The following is a 17287-nucleotide window of genomic DNA, read 5'->3' as shown; positions in this document are numbered from 1 at the left end:
ACCTTCAATTTCGAAGGTGCTTATACTATGAATATTTCAAGACGCTATTTTTATCTCCTCACCAGTACCGCTGTACTCAGCTTGGCATATATTCCACCCACACTTGCCTGGAGCGACTACTTCTACAAAAAGGTGGTGGAAAGCCTCTCTGGAAACAGCGCCACCGATGAAAACGGCCACGATAGCCCGAAGTTGGACATGCATGTAACCAATACAGTCGCACCCGCCGATAAGGCGGGTGCCCCCCACAAGATCCCCTTCAGGATCAGTGTCGATGGCGAAACCGTCGATGAAAGTCTCGCTCCCGCCGGGCTTCTTGCCCCGGGGGAGCCGCGGGCGGGCACGGCTGATCGGGAGAGGCTGACGGATGTGGGCCTCAGCGCGGTGGACATCCAGGTGAAGTATGACGGGCTGGACGTGAAGCCCATGCTCAACGTGTCGACCATGCCAGTCGAACGCACCTACCAGGCAGGCGAGGAAGTCCGCTTCCTCGCCACCGCCAACTACCCCGCCTTTATCCATCATGCCGAAATCCGCATCTTTCGGCTGGAAGACACGGCACGCCCGGTGGACGTCATCCCCATCCCCATTAATGGTGCCGCCTCATGGATGATGCCCAGCGAGGGGGAGGGAGAGTTTTCCTATGTATTGCGCGTCTATGACGGAGCGGGCCGGTTCGACGAAACGGTACCGCTGACGATCGCCCGCTCTGGCTACAATCTGCAGCGGCACGTCGCTGCAGAGGCCGTGGCGCCGGGCTGGGGTGAGGACCGCACCGCCTTCCGCAACATTCCGGTGCATGGCGGCGCGGTTACCGTCCATGGCGAGCATGTGCCGCCTGGCTATCTCGTCCATGTGATGGGAGAGGCAATCCCGGTCGATCCCAACCAGGCTTTTCTCGTGCAACGCATATTGCCGCCGGGCGCTCATGCGGTCGAGGTCGGCCTGGAGGGTTCCATCGAAATCCGGCGGACTCTCCTTCAGCCGCGATATCTACATTCCCGACAGCGAATGGTTCTATGTGGCTCTTGCCGACATCACCATCGGCAAGCGCATGGGCGACGATATGATCGAGGCCGTACGTCCGGGCGAGTATGATGAGGTGTATACCAAGGGCCGCCTCGCCTTCTATCTGAAAGGCAAGATCAAAGGCGAATATCTGCTTACAGCTGCGGCAGATACGGGCGAGGACGATCTCAAAAAGCTGTTCGATGATCTGGACAGCCAGGACCCGCGCCAGATCCTGCGTCGGCTCGACCCGGACGACTACTATCCGGTTTATGGCGACGACTCCACCTTTGTCGAGGATGCGCCGACCAAGGGCAAGTTCTACGTGCGGCTCGAGCGCGGCGACAGCCATGTCATGTGGGGCAATTACAAGACCGAGATCAGGGGCACGGAGTTCCTGCGCTCGGAACGCGCGCTTTATGGCGCGTCCGCCGTCTACCGCTCGGATGGAACCACATCCTTCGGTGAACGGAGAACGGAGGTGACCGCCTACGCAGCCCAGCCCGACACGCTGCCCGCGCGCGAGGAGTTTCTCGGCACTGGCGGCTCGGCCTATTTCCTGAAGCGTCAGGACATTGTCGAAGGGTCGGAAACCGTGACGATTGAGACCCGGGATCCGGTTACCGGCCGGGTGACGTCACGCCGCGTGCTCGCCTATGGCGAGGACTACTCCTTCGATTACATGCAGGGTGTCCTGCTCCTCACCGAACCCGTCACGTCCATGACGGGAACGGACGGCCCCGTGCGCAGCTCGGCGCTCGGCGGCGGCAAACAGTATGTCGTCGTGCATTATGAGTTCGAGCCGGTGGCGAGCGATGTGGACGGCTATGTCTATGGCGGCCGCGTCCAGCATTGGATTACCGACAACGTGCGTGTCGGCGTCACGGGCATGGACGACAGCACGGAGGCGGCGGATCAGCAAGCCTATGGAGCCGACATTGTCCTGCGCCGTACGGACGAGACCTACCTTGCCGCCGAAGTGGCCAAGTCGAAGGGCCGCGGGTTCAACTATTCCACGTCAACCGACGGCGGACTGAGCTTGGGTACGGATGGCGAGACATTCGACCCTGGCGCCGATGAAGGCCTGGCCTGGAGCGTTGAAAGGAAGGTGAACCTTCAGGATCTCGGATCGCCATTGCAAGGTCGGCTCGGCGCTTATTACGAAGAAAAAGAGCGAGGGTTTTCAACGCTCCATAACTATGTGGCCGCCGACCAGCGCATGTGGGGCGCCGATGCTGAGTTGGCCGTAAGCCCAAGCATCACCCTGGGCCTCGGCTATGACGACTTTTCCGCCGATGACGGCCGCGTCAAGAGAGACGGGATAGGAACGGTGTCCTAATTATATACTTGACAAAAGTAGCGCCTTGCCCGATATTGGGATCAAGGAGTTAGGCCAATGACGAACCTCAAAGACCCGATGTTCCACGATGAAGACGCAGCCCGCGAGGCTCTTGAAGCCCAGCGCTGGCCACATGGCCCGATCTGCCCGCATTGCGGAAACTCCGATCAGAGCAAGATTGCCAAGGTCGAAGGCCGGAAGCGTTCGCACCGTCCGGGACTCTACTACTGCAACGAATGCAAGGGGCAGTTCACCGTGACGGTTGGGACCGTCTTTGAGCGTTCAAAGGTTCCGCTCACCAAGTGGTGGATGGCAACCTATCTCATCGCCTCGTCCAAAAAGGGCATGTCAGCGCACCAGCTGCATCGCATGCTTGGCGTTACCTACAAGACCGCTTGGTTCATGGCGCACCGCATTCGCGAAGCCATGAAAGAGGACGTAGCGTCTTCCGGGCCGCTTGGTGGCGAAGGAAAGACCGTCGAGGCCGACGAGATGTATCATGGTCGCCGCGAAGACGGCTATGTCTCGCCCCAGCGCCGTGGCCGTCCGTTCCTGAAGCGTAAGAAGCCCCTCAAGCGTACCATCGTTGGCCTTGTCGAGCGCGGCGGCTCCGTTCGCACCTTCCATGTCAAGCACGCCACCAAGGACACGGTGCGCGACATTCTGGTCCGCAACGTGCCTCGCGAAACGATCATCTACACCGACGAGTCGAACCTGTATCCGGTGACTGGCCGCGAATATGCCGGACACGGCACGGTCAAGCATTCGGCCAAGGAATATGTCCGCTACGAGAACGGGATCGCCGTCCACACCAACACGATTGAGAACGTCTTTTCGATCTTCAAGCGCGGCATGGTCGGCGTCTATCAGCATTGCGGCGAAGCCCATCTTCACCGCTACCTTGCCGAGTTCGATTTCCGCTATAACCGCCGCGCCAAACTCGGATGGAATGACGATATGCGCGCTAATGCCATCATGCAGGCCGTCGAAGGCAAGCGCCTCACCTATCGAAGCGCTCACTAAGCCAAAGACGCCGAAGCAGAAGGCTAGGCGGCTTCTCAACAGGCGAAAGAAAAAGTGGCTGGACCCTAAGTAGGGGTCCAGCCACTATTCACGTTTGGTCTGGCGATTCGGACACACCTTCCGTGGCGATGCCTAAAGGCGGGGGCAACCAGCCCCGGAAAGGAGGTGATCCACATGGCCAAGTCCAAATGCGGCTGCAAAACGCAGCCTCGCGGGCCAAAGACGGTCAAGGTGTCCAGCCATACCCGTCGCAAGCCCCGCAACTGCTAGCTTGCGCTAGCCTTGGTCGTCCGGCTTCGCCGGGCGACCACCTTTGCGCTTCTCCTTTTGATCCGAGTCGCTTGCGCCAGCCTTGCGCTTCGGATCGGGAGGGGTCTTCACTAAGCGCCGCATGATGCGCTTGGTTTCGTTAAGGTCATTCTTGTCACTCTTGGAGGGGGGGACCATGGACACTTTCCATCTCAGAATCTTTCAGCGCCAGGTGCTAGACCAGTGCCACTTCCTGCTCGCTTCCGCAAACGAAGTGAACCAAGGTCTAGCCCAGCACGACAATAATCGGGTGTTCTACGGCATCCAAAACCTTCTCAGCGCGGGAGCCAACATCTCAAAAATGCTCTGGGGGCAAGGCGGGAAGCGGTCTGAACAAAGAAAGCGCCTGCGAGACAGCATAGGCATCTCAGATAATTCTCCGCTACGCGAGGTCACCATGCGCAACCACTTTGAGCACATGGATGAACGCATTGATCGCTGGTGGTCCGAGTCACAACGACACAATCATGCGGACAAGAACATTGGCCCTAAAGACAGAACAATTGTTGGCCTTGATACCATCGACATGTTTCGGCTCTTTGACCCCCAAACCACCGAAATCGTTTTTTGGGGCCAAGAGTTCAACCTTCAGGCGCTTGTAAACGAAGTCCAAACGATTCTCCCCTTGCTTCAAGCAGAAGCAAGTAAACCTCATTGGGATGAATCCGGTCCGTAATGATTGCCGGCATCAGCCATTGGCACTTGTTAGTTTGTGGCCAAGGTATATCCGCGCAACCGCAATGATCCGCATGAGCGTCAAGCCACTGCCGCAGTAGCTCTATTCTCAACTCGTGAATTTCGTCCGGCCTGTCACGCTCTTCCGGTATATGCGAATCTGTCACTTTTGTCATCTATATAATTAGGAACGGTGTCCTATGCCTTCGACCGGCATTGGGAGATTTCCTTCGGTGTCTCTTACACGGACCTGATGTCGCCCAATGCCGTCCGGTCAGGCAAATCCGGCTATGACGGCTCGCGCTTCGACGGCGGCGTTCGCGTCGATTACAGGTTCAACGACGATCGGCTCGTCTATGCCTTTGGTCAGGGAACGATCGACCGCTCCGGCGATATCGACCGCAATGACCGCGGCGGCATCGGCACGAAGGTGCGTCTCACCGACAGAATCGGGCTGGAAGGCGAGGTCTCCTACGGCACGCATGGGCTCGGCGCGCTGGCGGGGCTTACCTATGATCCGACCGCGGACGATCATTACTACCTCGGCTACAGGCTCGACCCTGACCGAGCGTTCGACCTCGATCGCAACTACGATCTCTTCGGCACCGACAAGGGCGTCGTCGTGGCGGGGCTCAGGCGAAAAATCAGCGAGTTCGCCTCTGCCTATAACGAGTCGAACTACGACATGTTCGGCGAGCGCAAGACGCTCACTCAGACCTACGGCGTCATCTACACGCCCGATGAAGCCTGGACTGTCGATGCCGGGCTGGAGATCGGCCGCGTGCAGGACGATACGGTCAACAGCGCAGGCGTGGAGAATGAGGACTTCGACCGTTACTCGCCCTCTCTCGCCTTGGCCTACAAGAACGAGGAGTCCGGCCTGACAGCGCGCCTACGCGGCGAAGTCAGGATCGAGCGCTCGGACAACGCCTCCCGCGACCAGAACACCTATCTGTTTACCGGCGGCGTGTCCTGGAAAGCGGGAGAGAGCGGACGGCTCATCGCGAAGATCGATGCGGTGCTGTCGGATTCCCAGTCGGCCTCCACCTCCTTTGCCGACACGGACTATGTTGAAACCTCCGTCGGCTATGCTTGGCGGCCGGTAGATAACGATAGGCTGAACGCGCTGTTCAAATACACCTGGCTCTATGACCTGCCCGGCAACAATCAGCTCATCGGCGCGGCGACGGGAGACATGTACGCACCGGCCCAGCGCAGCCACATCCTCTCCGCCGACGCCAATTTCGATGTCACGCCGTGGCTGACGCTGGGCGCCAAATACGGCTTCCGCATCGGCGAAGTCCGCTACCGCACGAATGGCGGCGCCGGCACGACATTCGAGAACGAATGGCAGGAGTCCTCCGCCCATCTTGGCATCCTGCGCGCCGATCTCCACATGATCAAAAGGTGGGATCTGCTGCTGGAAGGGCGCGTGCTGCACATGCCGGAGGCGGATACGACCGAATACGGCGCGCTTGCCGCCGTTTACCGGCACGTCGGAAACAACTTCAAGGTCGGCGTCGGATACAATTTTGGCCGCTTCTCCGACGACCTGAGGGACCTCACTTTGGACGATCAGGGCGTCTTCCTCAATCTCGTCGGAAAGTTCTGATAGCGGTCAAACAAGCTCCCTGCCCCGCCCCGTCGCGCCCCATTCGGCGCGGCGGGGCAAATCTTTCACGCCGGCGATACACTGGTAGAGCTCCAGATAAAGCTGTTCCATGCGGCCGGGCGGGAAACGCCGTGCCGCAGCCGCCCGGCAGTCCGAAGGATTCAGGCTCGCGGCCGCCGCAATCGCCTCCGCCATCTGCTCGACATTCCGGACGACATAGCCAGTCCGCCCCTCCTCAATGACATCCGGCAGAGCGCCGTTCGGGAAAACGACGACCGGCGTACCGCAGGCAAGTGCCTCGATGGCCGTGAGCGAACTGGTCTCAGCCACAAGGCTGGGCACCAGCACGCATTGCGCCGCCGCAAGCAGGCGGCGTTTGCGGTCAAAGCCGAGCGGTCCGAGAAAACGGCGGCGACCATCAAGAAGCGGCTCCACCTCCTCGGTGAAATAACGTTCGTGCGCCTCATAGGGAAAGACCTGCCCGCCGATAAGAAGGGGAAGACCGACCTTGTGACAAGCCTGGAGCGCCATGTGGATGCCCTTTTCCGGGCAGATGCGGCTTAGAACCATGGCATAGCCGCGCTTCCGCTGACGTGTCGTGAAGAGCCTTTGCGGAACGCCGTTGGCGATGGGCGGCAGGAGGCTGGCGCCGGCGGGCGCGGTGCGATGCTGCGCCTCCGACACGCAATGCAGCCAGAGATTCGGGCGCGGGTGAAAAATCCAGTCCGGATACCAGGCGAGCGGCAGGTGCAGCGTGGCGATCGCCGATGCGCTATCGGGCAGATAGGCATGGAAATCGATGCCATGCAGGTGCACGACGTCCACCTTCTCCGAAGCCAGCACGGCGGCGATCAGCCGGCGCAGTTCCTGCCACACCTGCTCGCGCACCTGCTCAGTGATCGCTTGGCGTGCAGGCGGCAGGGCGATCAGCCGGCCAGCCGTCGAAGAGCCCTCGCTGGCAATGACGAGCGAGCGGTGGCCGTTACTCACCAATGCATGATCGAGCGCAGAGAGCACCTGCTCGGCACCGCCCACCGCGTCCGGCCCGACGGGCGCGAAGGGGTAGGCGATGCTGAGCACCGTCAGAGCCATTGCGGCAAATCCAGCTCGCGGCTTGCACTCGCCGCCAGGGCAGGCCAATCGGCGGGCCGCAGACCCCAGTTGAAATAGGCGTAGTAGACCTCCCCGCCATTGGGCAGAGCGAGAAACCGGCGCTTCAAGGCGCGCCGCAAGCGTTCCTCCTCCGCCGCGGCAAAGGGCGACAGCGTCCGCCTCTGCGTGAGATATTGGGAAAGCATGCGCCGCTTCATGACGGCTGCGGCGTTGTCCAGCGGCAGCTCACGGCTTGCAGCGGCTTTTCCAGACGAAGCGAACCGCTGCACGATGAGGCAGCCCTTCCGAAGATGGTAGAGAGGAAATTCAAGCACCTTTGGTACCCTCACGCCGGCCTGCCGCACGAGATGGCATGCCGCGTGCACAGCGAAAGCCGTGGCGTCGTGATCGGGATGGCCGCCTTCGAAGTCATGAGAAATGACCCATCTTATGCGGTATTCGAGAAAGATCACGGCCAGTTTCCGCGCAAGCTCGACCATTCTGAATGGAACGGTCTTGTCAGCCATGGCGAGGGAAAGAAGTTGTTCCCCGTCCATGCCGGCCAGGGCCATGGCGGCGATCAGCTCCTTCCGCCGGGCATCGGCATAGTCTTCGCGCCTCCCGAAGCCGCAGGCGCGCGCATCCTCCATGTCGAGCGGAGCGCCATCGGTGACGTGCAGGATGCGGACACCTTCCATGCGGTGAAGCTGGCCGCCGAGCGCTATGGTTTCATCATCCGGGTGCGCAGCGACGATCATCACGTCGCGGCAGTCGCAAACATCCCTGCCGGGTGCGCACAGCCGCTGGAGCAAATCCGCCTCTGCGGGAATCGTCCAACTGCCGGCCGCAGACATGGGGTTACGCCGCGCCCTTTATCCGGTGCTCGGCACGGCCCGCATAGCGCTCGATCATTGCGGCGCAGAACGCCGCGAACTCCTCCGGCACCAGCGGCGCGCTCGTGTGATGCGGGGCAATGCCGCGATGCTCGGGCGTGAAGCAGAAGGTGAGCGTGACGTCGAAATCGGCGAGCTTTTCCATCTGCCGGTCGAACCAGCCGAGCGCGTTGGGACGGAAGCTGTCCGCCCAGGAAAGCCCAGTGCGCAGATGCTTCACGCCCAGGCGCTTCATCCACGCGACGGCTTCATCGAGGCGCGGATCTTCGAAGTGAAACCACTGGCATAGGCCGAATTCAGGTGTGTAGTCGCCGAATTTCTCGAGCGTGGGCTTGGGCGTTCCGTCCTCGCGGATGAGGCCCATATAGAAGTGGCGGTAATAGGATGAGCCTTCCGCCTCCTTGTGGCGGGTCGTGGCGCCCCATGCCTGGGGCAGATCGAAGAGGCTGTACCACTGGATGCGTGGCGCGCGCCCGCTGATCAGTTCCGCCGTGCGCTGCAGACCCCAAAGCTGAACCTCCTCGGCTCCGAAAGTCGAGACACCCACCTCGCTTATCCAGACGGGTAGATCGGTTACGGCATGAATTTCATCCAGCTTGTCGGGCCATTCGTCGACCTTCCACAGGTTCCAGTCGAGTGGGAAGCCATGCACCGCAACCGCATCCAAATGATCGAGCACGCCCTTGCCTTGCATGTTCCGGATGAAGAGCGCGTCGATGGGCGAGATGCCGCCCAGGACGCGAGTGACGTCCGGATTGACGCTGGCAATGGCATCGGCCGCACCGATGGCCATTTCGGCAAACAGGGTCCAGTCGGGATCGATTTCCGGGTCCCAGTGAGACTTGTTGTTCGGCTCGTTCCAGATCATCGCGGCTTCGATCATGGTCTCATTCCTCGTCCGGTTTCACTGAGCGGGAGAGAGGGCGCACGCCTCTGCGGCTGCAGCCGGAGTGCGTCGGGCGCGCGGGTAACGTGCAGGCCGGCGGCGGACGCGTCGGCGCGATCGGCTTTCTGCCGGAGGAGTTCGCTGGCCGCGCGGTAGCCTTCCAGCGTGCCGACATCCACATAGGCCTGGCCCGCCCTCACTCCCACGGCCTTTCCGCCACGTTCCAGCCAGGCGTTGACGAGCGTGCCTACATATTCGTCGATGCAATCCCGCTCTACCCACAGCGCCTTCAACTCGTGCAGGATGGCGGCGGGCATCTTGAAAGCACCCCAGATCCAGCCTGTTGACGGATGCTGCTCCTTGACCTCGATGCGGCGCACATTGCCCGCCGCGTCCGTCTCGACGGCGTCGAAAGCGGAAGGATCGTCAACCGGAAAAAGCAGGAAGGACAGAACTCCGTCCGGCAGCGCCTTGTAGCCATCGGCCGGTATCCAGATCGTGTCCGGCAGCCCGACCAGAACGTGGTCATCTGGCGCGGTGAGCGCGGCGACGCGAAAAATGGCGTCGCACAGGCCGGCAGGCTCGGGCTGGACTACATAGGCGATCGAAGCGCCCCCATAGCCGCTGCCGTAATATTCCAGGATGTCGGATTTTCCCGGCGCAATCACGAAACAGAGCTTGTCCGCCCCGCCGGCGATCATGCGCTCGCAGAGATATTCGCTCACCGCACAGGGGCGCTCACCGCCTTCCGTCAGGCGGCTGCCGACCGGTAACAGCTCCTTTGAAAAGGCGAGCGGCTGTATCCGGCTTCCGCATCCCGCCGCTGGTATGATTCCCCACATGCGGGCCTCCTACGCCCTCAGCGCCGCCGTGGCGGCGGGGGCCATCTCGTTGATCAGCGCCTCGAACGCTTCCGCGCGATGATCCGAGGTATGTTCGCCAAGCACGCGTTCGCGCGCGGCCTTCGCAATGCGCTGCAATTCGGACTGATCCATATCGAGCGCCGCGATCACGTCCTGCGATTTGGAAGCGACGAGGATTTCGCGGCCCGGCTCGAAGAAGGTGTCGAGCCCCTCCCACCAGTCGGAGATGACCGAGACGCCGCAGGCCGCTGCCTCGAACAGCCGCCCCGAAGGGCACCAGCCCATATCGGCCATGACGCGGCGGGTGACGTTCAGTGTCAGGCGGGAAGCAGAGTAGAAGGCCGGATGTTCGGATGGGGGAAGATGCCGGACGAAAAAGAGATTGGGGAGCCAGGGAAAATCATGCGGATATTGCGCGCCCGCTATGACGAAGCGCAGATCGGGCCGCTGGTGCGCGGGCTTCAGCAAAAAGGCGCCGACCCCGGCCTGCCGATCCTCGGCGTAGGTGCCGATGTAGGACAGATCGGCCGCGTATTGAGGCTTCGGCGCAGTTGGCCGGTGCACATCAGGGTCGACATGCCCATAGAGCGGCGCCACTCTCCGCGCACCGAGCCTTGTACAAAGCGCGTTCAGCGCCCGGCCGCCCGTATAGCTCAGCACCAGATCAAAACCGCCGAGACCGCACGGCCCCACATAGCTCGTCGCCTCTCCGCGCCCCAGCGCCGACAACGTCACCGGCGTATCGAGATCGTAGAAGATGCGCATGGGCCGTGGCGCGTCCAGCACCAGGTCGGTGGCCGCGATACCGTCCGGGCAGTAGGAGGACACCAGCGCCACATCGGCCTCAGCCAGATGGCGCCGGGCAGCAGGAAGAACATCCTCCCACTCCTCGTAGAGCAGGAACTCGCCGCCCTCGATTTCATGAAGGTCGCGCGCCCCGGCATAAAAGGGAACGTCACGCTCGAAGAAGACGGTGCGCCAGCCCCGCCGAGCCAGGGCCCGAACCAGCCCGCGCCACAGGGTGGCGTGGCCGTTGCCCCATGAGGACGAGATGGTGAGGCCGAAAATCACCAGCTTCATGCCGGCACCTCCTCGGCGTGAACCGGGGCCGGCGTGACGTTACAGGCAATCAGATCGCTTCCGCCATCTCTCAGGGCGAGCGTGGAAACCGTCGCCGGTCCGATCTCGAAGGAATGCACGCGGCTGAACGACCAGCCTTGATAGTGACAGATCGTAGCCTTGATGACGTCGCTGTGGGTTACCAATCCAAGAGCTCCGTGCGGGAACTCGCGCTGCAGGCGCCCGATCAGACCGGCAACCCTCGCCGCCACATCGCGCATCGTCTCGCCTGCGGGGGTGGAGGCCATGTCACGGGCTTCATTCCAGTGCCGCCACCTTGGATCCGACGACAGAGCGTCGAAAGTCATGCCCGTCCAGTCGCCGAAGTCGATCTCATCCAACTCCGGGGCGACACGGCATAGCGCACCGGTTTCACGGGCGACATGCCAGGCCGATTCGCGCGCACGGCGTCGCGGGCTTGTAAAGAGCACGTCCACGCCCAGCTTGGCCATGTGCCGCCCGAGCGCCTGCGCCTCGGCATGTCCGGCTGGCGTGAGCGGTATCCCAGGCTGCCGGCCGGTCAGCACCCGACCGAGGTGGCCGTGCGAGGCGTGCCGAAGCAGGTGCACCAGGGTGGTCATGACCGCAGGCCGGCCGCCGTTTCCTCACCGGAGATGAAGCGCTGCGTCCTTGCGCGCGCTTCGGCATCGGTGAACTGCTTGGGCGGCGACTTCATGAAGTAGCTGGAGGGGCCGATCAGCGCCCCGCCCTCGCCACGGTCCATAGCAAGCTTGGCGCAGCGCACGGCATCGATCACCACGCCGGCGCTGTTGGGCGAGTCCCAAACCTCGAGCTTCACTTCGCAATTGATCGGCACGCCACCGAAGGTCGTACCTTCCATCCGGATATAGGCCCATTTACGATCGGCAAGCCAGGGCACATGATCGCTGGGCCCCACATGAATATTGCCGGCTTCCATTGGCAGGCCGAGCTGGCTTGTGACGGCCTGCGTTTTGGAGATCTTCTTGGATTCCAGCCGCTCCCGCTCCAGCATGTTCAGGAAGTCGGTGTTGCCTCCGAAATTGAGCTGGTAGGTGCGGTCGAGGCGCACGCCGCGCTCGCGGAAAAGGTTCGTCAGCACGCGGTGCACGATCGTGGCGCCCACCTGACTTTTGATGTCGTCGCCGATGATCGGCAGCCCACGGTCCTCGAACTTTCTGCGCCATTCGGGCCGCGACGCGATGAAGACTGGCATGCAGTTGACGAAGGCACAGCCGGCCTCCAAGGCCCGAGCGGCATACCATTGCGCGGCCTCTTCCGAGCCTACGGGGAGATAGGACACGACGACATCGGTCTTGGTTCGCGCGAGAACTTCGGCCACATCTGCTTCAGGTTCGCCCGACTCGATGACCTCCTCGTGGAGATATTTGCCGATGCCGTCCAGCGTCGGGCCGCGCTGAACAATCACACCCGTGGGTTCCACATCGGCAAAGCGGCACGTGTTGTTCGGCTCTGCGAAGATCGCCTCCGAAACGTCACGGCCGACCTTCGAGGCGCTGACATCGAAAGCGGAGCTGATGACGATATCGTCGATCGCATAGCCGCCGATTTCGGCATTCATGATCCCGGGTATGGGCTTGTTGGAGTGCATGCCGCCGTAGTAGGCCAGGCCCTGGACGAAGGAGGAGGCACAATTACCGACGCCAACGATCCCCACGCGCAACTGAGCCTCCTGCATGTCCTGCTCTCCGTTTCCGGGGCTGACGCCGCCAGGGCAATTAAGCCGGCCGACTGACGCCCGTCCGGCGGGTCCCAAACAGGCGGCTTTCGCGATTGTTCCAGAGTAGATGCTTGCACGGGCCGCGGCGTTTTCCGGCTTCCCGTTGGAGGCAATCACCGCCTTCACGACTCCCCAATGGGGCCGGATTCCGGTAAGGTCATATGGCGATATTTTCTTCGCCCAGCCCGAGCGCAGTCATTCTTGTGCCATCCTCTGCCTTGGCGCGAGATAGCGCGCATGTGACGGCCGATCGACCGCACCCCAGCGGTATTTGTAGCTCTCCTGCCCGCGCAGGAAATCAAAAGAGGTCATGCCCGCACGCTCCGCCTCGGCAATGGCGTGCCCCACCAGGATCGTGCCAAGTCCGAGCCTGCCATGAGCCGGATCGAAGCCACCGATGAAGTAGAAGGCGCGGCCTTTGGCCGCCAGAACGTAGATGACGGCGACGACCGTCACTTCCAGCTGCACGACATAAAGGCGCAAAAACCCGGCTTCCTCGATAAGGGGCACGACCTCTTCCTGCCAGGCCAGGAAACGCGGATCGGCAAAGACGCCCGGCTGCCCGCGCTCATGCCAGCGGCGCGTGTGCAGGGCCGCCAAATCCCTTATGTGCTCCGGCGTGCCTGCCTGCACGCCAATGCCAAGACGTGCCGCGCGACGGCGATAGTAGGCGAGGTTCTGGCGCATGTTGGCGCTGAGGCGTGTGGGAAGGGAGAGCGCAGGACTGCTTTCAGAAAGACCTTTCCGCTCCTCCCAGCCTTCAGGCACAGGGCAGCTTGCCAGGAGGGAGGCTGGCGGAAGCTGGAAAAGGTCGAGCGGCTCGTCCAGCGCGGACAATGCGCGGCTCAGTGCCTGCCCTTCCAGCGCAGGATCGAACAGGCCGCCGAGCCAGTCGGACGTGCCTGCACCCCACAGCACGAGCCTGCTGTCGAGACGGAAAAGCGGAAGGAGGCCCACAAGCCTGCTCTCCTGGCGAAGGGTAACTACCACGCTCTCCCCTTCGGGGAAATGCCTGCGCCAGGGAAGCAGCCATCCGGGGCTGTGAAACGGCGTGGCTTCAGGATCGCGCCGCCACAGGTCCCACCATTCCTCGGTCGAACACTCCGCCTGCGTCGAGATTACGGTCCGGGTAGCCGGGGCGCGTGCGACGGTCGAAAGCGGCAGGCTGTGCACGGCCGCCTCAGATCGGCGGCGGATCGACCGCGAAGCCCCGTTCGGCCTTGCGGCAGAGATAGACTTCCCGCTCCGGATGGGCCTCGATGGCAAATCCCGCGTTGCGCAACATCGCCTCCACTGCCGCGCGATTGGGGAAGAACCAGTTGGTTGGGTCAGCCGAATAGGAACGTTCGACGAAGTGCAGCTTGGGGAATTCCGGACGGTCGAACACGTCCCATTCGGAAAAGGGATAGTCTTCCTCCAGCCACGGAACCGCGTCGGACCCCCGCTGCAGGCACTGGAACAGCATCATGTCGCCCGCGACATATTCGCGGATCAGATCAAGCGCGAGGAGCGGATGGCGCAAGTGATAGAGCACGCCCATGAAAAGAACGAGATCGAAGCGTTCCTCAAGGCGCGGCACTTCGTAGACCGACATCTGGCGCAGTTCCAGCTCGATCCCTGCCTGCTCCGCCGCAAAGGCGGCCTGGCGCAGATAGTGGGGATCGGTGTCGATGCCGACCACATGGCCGGCATTGCGCCGCTTCATTTCGATGGCATAGAAGCCGGCATTGCAGCCAATATCCAGAACGGTGCGGCCTTCAAGATCCTCAGGGATGACGTGCCGGAAGCTGTTCCACTTGCAGGTGGGATAGTCGCCCAGAAAATGGTCCGGTGCGGTCTCGACGCCGCCGATCTTCATGTTCTGGAACCAGGGGCCGAGTTCGACGATCCGTCGCGCGATGTCGCCCGGCTGAAAGTTCGAGTTCATTCCGTGCCGCTCCGTCTTGCCTGCCCGATGTCGGAAATCTTGCTACGTCAAAGGCAGGCGGAGACGCTTCCTCATCAACCGCGATTCCGGGGAAGACGGCGGCGCAAATCCGCCCGCCGCCTGCGCGGGGCAAACAATCCGGGAAGTGGAATGTTCCGTCTTTGGCAGAGGCGCCGGCCTAAAGAAGGCCGCGCGCCGCGAGATTGCGCATCAGGGCGGAGGTGCCGAAGGTCCATTCCGGGCATTCGGTGGAGAGCCGCACCGTGTTGACGAGAGCGCCCAACTGCTGGTTGGAAATGGTGACCACATCCCCCGGCTTGTGCGTGAAGCCCTGCCCCGGCGCATCGCGATCTTCGACGGGCGCAAACAGCGTGCCCAGGAACAGGACGAAGCCGTCGGGATACTGGTGGTGGCGTCCGCGCGTCTGGGACACGAGGTCAAGCGGGTCGCGGCTGATCTCCTTCATGGAGCTTCGGCCATTGAGCACAAAGCCGTCCTCACCCTTCACGACAAGCTCAAGCTCCGCGTTGCGCACGTCGTCAATGCCGTAGCTGTCATCGAACAGGCGGATGAAAGGGCCGATGGAACAGGAGGCATTGTTGTCCTTGGCCTTGCCCAGAAGCAGCGCCGAACGGCCTTCCACGTCGCGCAGGTTCACGTCATTGCCGAGCGTCGCGCCCTTCACGGCGCCGCGGCTGTCCACCGCCAGCACCACCTCCGGCTCGGGATTGTTCCAGCGGGAAATGGGATGCAGTCCGACCGCCGCGCCCCAACCCACCGACGACATGGGCTGGCACTTCGTGAAGACCTCCGCATCCGGCCCGATGCCGACCTCCAGATATTGCGACCAGACACCTTCCTCGATGAAGGCCTGCTTGACCCGCATCGCCTCCGGCGAACCGGGAACGAGGCTTCTCAGGCTTTCGCCTATGATGGCTGTCACCCGCTTGCGGATCGCCTCCGCCTTTTCTGGGTCACCGGCGGCCTTCTCCTCGATGACGCGCTCGATCATGGAGCGGGCGAAGGTCACGCCGCAGGCCTTCACGGCCTGAAGATCGCAGGGAGCCAGAAGATGGACGCGGTCCGGGCCTGCACGCCCTTCGGCTGAGTTCCGGGCGATCTCCTCCAGCGAGCCGAGATCTTCGCCCGCCGTACCGTCGGCCAGCGAAACGGGATCGTCCTGTTCCAAGAGGTCGCGCATCGTGGGTGTCTCGCGTGTGGTGATGTCGATCACGCGCCCCTTGCGCAGCGCCACGACCGCGGGACCTCCGGCATCCGGCCGCCAGACCCGTCCCACGAAGTGACCCGCTTCCATTTCCTCCTGGTTTATGATCATTGCCCGTCGCCTCCCGGTGAATCGCAGCAGCCGGACCCTAGCGCCCCGTGCGCAAATGTGAAAGGGGCGGAACCTGCGCACACAGCCCCGTCACCCTTTGCACGGGCCTGCCGAAATGGATAGAACGGAAACCATCGCGGACGGCCGTCCGCCTTCAGCCGAACAGCGAGGACGCCATGACAACAGAAACACCGCCCTATCGCGCAGACCATGTGGGCTCGCTGCTGCGCCCCGTCCCGGTAAAGGAGGCGCGCAGGAAGTTCTTCGAGGAAAAGTCCATCACGGCCGAGGAGCTGAAGAACGTCGAGGATGCGGCTATCGTCGACGTGGTCAAGATGCAGCAGAATATCGGGCTCAAGGCGGTGACGGACGGGGAGATGCGCCGCTCCTTCTGGCACTATGACTTCATGGGCGGGCTCACCGGAATGGACCTCGAGGAGCGCGCGGGCGAGCAGGGCCTGCAGTTCCACGGGGCGAGCGTGCGGCCGGTCTTCCCGGTGATCAATGGCAAGCTCGACTTCCCGGACGACCATCCGATGCTGGATCATTTCAGATATCTGGCGTCGGTCACGAAAGTGACGCCGAAGATCTCCATCCCCGGCCCGAGCTGCTGCCATTTCCGTGTGGCCAAGACGGATGTGCGCCATCCCGAGTACAAGGATGTCGAGGTGCTTTTCGCCGACCTCGCCCGCACCTACGCCAAGGCGGTCCGGAAGTTCTACGAAGCCGGATGCCGCTATCTGCAGATGGACGACATCTACTTCGCCTATCTCTGCGATCCCAAGATCCGCGAGGAGAAGCGGGCCGAGGGCCTCGACCCGGACTGGCTGATCGACCGCTATGCCTGGATGATGCACGAGGCGATCAAGGACCGGCCGGAAGACATGCTGATCGGCATGCACATGTGCCGCGGCAACTTCAAGTCCACCTGGGTGGCGGAAGGCGCCTACGATCCGGCGGCGGACGCCATCTTCAACAAGACCGGCGTGGACATCTACTTCATGGAATACGACACGGAGCGCGCCGGCGGACTCGAACCCTTGCGCCTTTTGCCCAAGGGCAAGAAGCGCGTGATGCCGGGCTTCATCAGCACCAAGGTGCCTGAGCTGGAATCGCTGGACGATCTGAAGCGCAAATTCGACCAGGCAAGCAAGTATGCCGATCTCGACCAGCTCGGCATCGCGCCCCAATGCGGCTTCTCCTCGACAGAGGAGGGCAATCTGATCACCGAGGATGACCAGAAGCGGAAGCTGGAACTGGTGGTCAAAACGGCCGAGGCGATCTGGGGCGGGGTGTAGTCTCTCTCCGTCCCGTGTCCAGCGATCGACAGCCGACTGCCGGACGCAGGAAGCGGCGAGCCGCGACTGTTCCGGTCAAGCCCCGGAGCCGCTCCGCGGCTCCGGGATGACCGGTGGATGTTTCGCGGCTTGCGGGATGACGAGTGTTAATAGCGCGGCTCCGAGATAACGCCGCCTCGCTCCGGGA

General features: G+C 62.4%; 16 protein-coding genes. 6 read left to right on the top strand and 10 right to left on the bottom strand.

The window, feature by feature from the left end; translation table 11 throughout:
• The first annotated feature begins 27 nt into the window (after positions 1-27).
• From NYR54_RS13740 to NYR54_RS13720, 5 genes are all read left to right on the top strand, one after another.
• Positions 28-1098, top strand: coding sequence for a hypothetical protein (locus NYR54_RS13740; RefSeq protein ID WP_261516260.1), 1071 nt, complete (start codon positions 28-30; stop codon positions 1096-1098).
• Positions 1022-2347 (top strand): hypothetical protein, encoded by a 1326-nt coding sequence (locus NYR54_RS13735; protein WP_261516259.1) that lies wholly within the window; start codon positions 1022-1024, stop codon positions 2345-2347. Before NYR54_RS13740 ends, NYR54_RS13735 begins: the two co-directional genes overlap by 77 nt.
• A gap of 57 nt (positions 2348-2404) precedes the next feature.
• The gene (locus tag NYR54_RS13730; RefSeq protein WP_261516258.1) at positions 2405-3370 is read left to right on the top strand and encodes an IS1595 family transposase; all 966 of its coding nucleotides are present in this window, start codon (positions 2405-2407) and stop codon (positions 3368-3370) included.
• A gap of 445 nt (positions 3371-3815) precedes the next feature.
• The gene (locus NYR54_RS13725; RefSeq protein ID WP_261516257.1) at positions 3816-4355 is read left to right on the top strand and encodes a hypothetical protein; all 540 of its coding nucleotides are present in this window, start codon (positions 3816-3818) and stop codon (positions 4353-4355) included.
• A gap of 192 nt (positions 4356-4547) precedes the next feature.
• Complete coding sequence (locus tag NYR54_RS13720) at positions 4548-5966, top strand: TonB-dependent receptor (RefSeq protein ID WP_261516256.1); 1419 nt, start codon at positions 4548-4550, stop codon at positions 5964-5966.
• Positions 5967-5972: 6 nt separating this feature from the next.
• On the opposite strand, the gene NYR54_RS13715 is transcribed toward NYR54_RS13720, so the two are convergent.
• The 10 genes from NYR54_RS13715 to NYR54_RS13670 form a co-directional block, all read right to left on the bottom strand.
• Positions 5973-7058, bottom strand: coding sequence for a glycosyltransferase (locus NYR54_RS13715; protein WP_261516255.1), 1086 nt, complete (start codon positions 7056-7058; stop codon positions 5973-5975).
• Positions 7049-7912, bottom strand: coding sequence for a PIG-L deacetylase family protein (locus tag NYR54_RS13710; RefSeq protein ID WP_261516254.1), 864 nt, complete (start codon positions 7910-7912; stop codon positions 7049-7051). Before NYR54_RS13710 ends, NYR54_RS13715 begins: the two co-directional genes overlap by 10 nt.
• A 4-nt stretch (positions 7913-7916) precedes the next feature.
• Positions 7917-8834: a glycoside hydrolase 5 family protein gene (locus NYR54_RS13705; protein ID WP_261516253.1), complete on the bottom strand. Its 918-nt coding sequence runs from the start codon at positions 8832-8834 to the stop codon at positions 7917-7919.
• The gene (locus NYR54_RS13700) at positions 8831-9679 is read right to left on the bottom strand and encodes a nucleotidyltransferase family protein (protein WP_261516252.1); all 849 of its coding nucleotides are present in this window, start codon (positions 9677-9679) and stop codon (positions 8831-8833) included. The genes NYR54_RS13705 and NYR54_RS13700 overlap by 4 nt, the downstream gene beginning before the upstream one ends.
• Before the next feature lie 9 nt (positions 9680-9688).
• On the bottom strand, positions 9689-10780 hold the full coding sequence (locus tag NYR54_RS13695) for a CgeB family protein (protein WP_261516251.1): 1092 nt from the start codon (positions 10778-10780) through the stop codon (positions 9689-9691).
• Positions 10777-11400, bottom strand: a complete 624-nt coding sequence (locus tag NYR54_RS13690; protein ID WP_261516250.1) for a histidine phosphatase family protein — start codon at positions 11398-11400, stop codon at positions 10777-10779. Before NYR54_RS13690 ends, NYR54_RS13695 begins: the two co-directional genes overlap by 4 nt.
• Complete coding sequence (locus NYR54_RS13685) at positions 11397-12497, bottom strand: inositol-3-phosphate synthase (RefSeq protein WP_261516249.1); 1101 nt, start codon at positions 12495-12497, stop codon at positions 11397-11399. Before NYR54_RS13685 ends, NYR54_RS13690 begins: the two co-directional genes overlap by 4 nt.
• Before the next feature lie 237 nt (positions 12498-12734).
• Entirely contained in the window at positions 12735-13712 is a 978-nt protein-coding gene (locus NYR54_RS13680; RefSeq protein WP_261516248.1) for a GNAT family N-acetyltransferase, read from the bottom strand.
• Positions 13713-13719: 7 nt separating this feature from the next.
• Positions 13720-14466 (bottom strand): TIGR04290 family methyltransferase, encoded by a 747-nt coding sequence (locus NYR54_RS13675; protein WP_261516247.1) that lies wholly within the window; start codon positions 14464-14466, stop codon positions 13720-13722.
• 178 nt (positions 14467-14644) lie between these two features.
• Positions 14645-15802 (bottom strand): fumarylacetoacetate hydrolase family protein, encoded by a 1158-nt coding sequence (locus NYR54_RS13670; protein ID WP_261516246.1) that lies wholly within the window; start codon positions 15800-15802, stop codon positions 14645-14647.
• Positions 15803-15978: 176 nt separating this feature from the next.
• Between NYR54_RS13670 and NYR54_RS13665 the strand changes: the two genes are divergently transcribed.
• Positions 15979-17100: a 5-methyltetrahydropteroyltriglutamate--homocysteine S-methyltransferase gene (locus NYR54_RS13665; RefSeq protein WP_261516245.1), complete on the top strand. Its 1122-nt coding sequence runs from the start codon at positions 15979-15981 to the stop codon at positions 17098-17100.
• Positions 17101-17287 lie beyond the last annotated feature (187 nt).

This window comes from Chelativorans petroleitrophicus, from assembly GCF_025398195.1.
GTDB classification, from domain to species: Bacteria; Pseudomonadota; Alphaproteobacteria; order Rhizobiales; family Rhizobiaceae; genus Chelativorans; species Chelativorans petroleitrophicus.
This window is presented reverse-complemented; position numbering and strand designations above follow the sequence as displayed.

What these genes read in the sequence shown, in the direction of transcription:
- NYR54_RS13690 (WP_261516250.1), bottom strand. Translation starts at nt 11,400, where the DNA reads ATGACCACCCTGGTGCACCTGCTTCGGCACGCCTCGCACGGCCACCTC.
- NYR54_RS13710 (WP_261516254.1), bottom strand. Translation starts at nt 7,912, where the DNA reads ATGTCTGCGGCCGGCAGTTGGACGATTCCCGCAGAGGCGGATTTGCTC.
- NYR54_RS13700 (WP_261516252.1), bottom strand. Translation starts at nt 9,679, where the DNA reads ATGTGGGGAATCATACCAGCGGCGGGATGCGGAAGCCGGATACAGCCG.
- NYR54_RS13730 (WP_261516258.1), top strand. Translation starts at nt 2,405, where the DNA reads ATGACGAACCTCAAAGACCCGATGTTCCACGATGAAGACGCAGCCCGC.
- NYR54_RS13685 (WP_261516249.1), bottom strand. Translation starts at nt 12,497, where the DNA reads ATGCAGGAGGCTCAGTTGCGCGTGGGGATCGTTGGCGTCGGTAATTGT.
- NYR54_RS13715 (WP_261516255.1), bottom strand. Translation starts at nt 7,058, where the DNA reads ATGGCTCTGACGGTGCTCAGCATCGCCTACCCCTTCGCGCCCGTCGGG.
- NYR54_RS13675 (WP_261516247.1), bottom strand. Translation starts at nt 14,466, where the DNA reads ATGAACTCGAACTTTCAGCCGGGCGACATCGCGCGACGGATCGTCGAA.
- NYR54_RS13665 (WP_261516245.1), top strand. Translation starts at nt 15,979, where the DNA reads ATGACAACAGAAACACCGCCCTATCGCGCAGACCATGTGGGCTCGCTG.
- NYR54_RS13695 (WP_261516251.1), bottom strand. Translation starts at nt 10,780, where the DNA reads ATGAAGCTGGTGATTTTCGGCCTCACCATCTCGTCCTCATGGGGCAAC.
- NYR54_RS13705 (WP_261516253.1), bottom strand. Translation starts at nt 8,834, where the DNA reads ATGATCGAAGCCGCGATGATCTGGAACGAGCCGAACAACAAGTCTCAC.
- NYR54_RS13670 (WP_261516246.1), bottom strand. Translation starts at nt 15,802, where the DNA reads ATGATCATAAACCAGGAGGAAATGGAAGCGGGTCACTTCGTGGGACGG.
- NYR54_RS13725 (WP_261516257.1), top strand. Translation starts at nt 3,816, where the DNA reads ATGGACACTTTCCATCTCAGAATCTTTCAGCGCCAGGTGCTAGACCAG.
- NYR54_RS13740 (WP_261516260.1), top strand. Translation starts at nt 28, where the DNA reads ATGAATATTTCAAGACGCTATTTTTATCTCCTCACCAGTACCGCTGTA.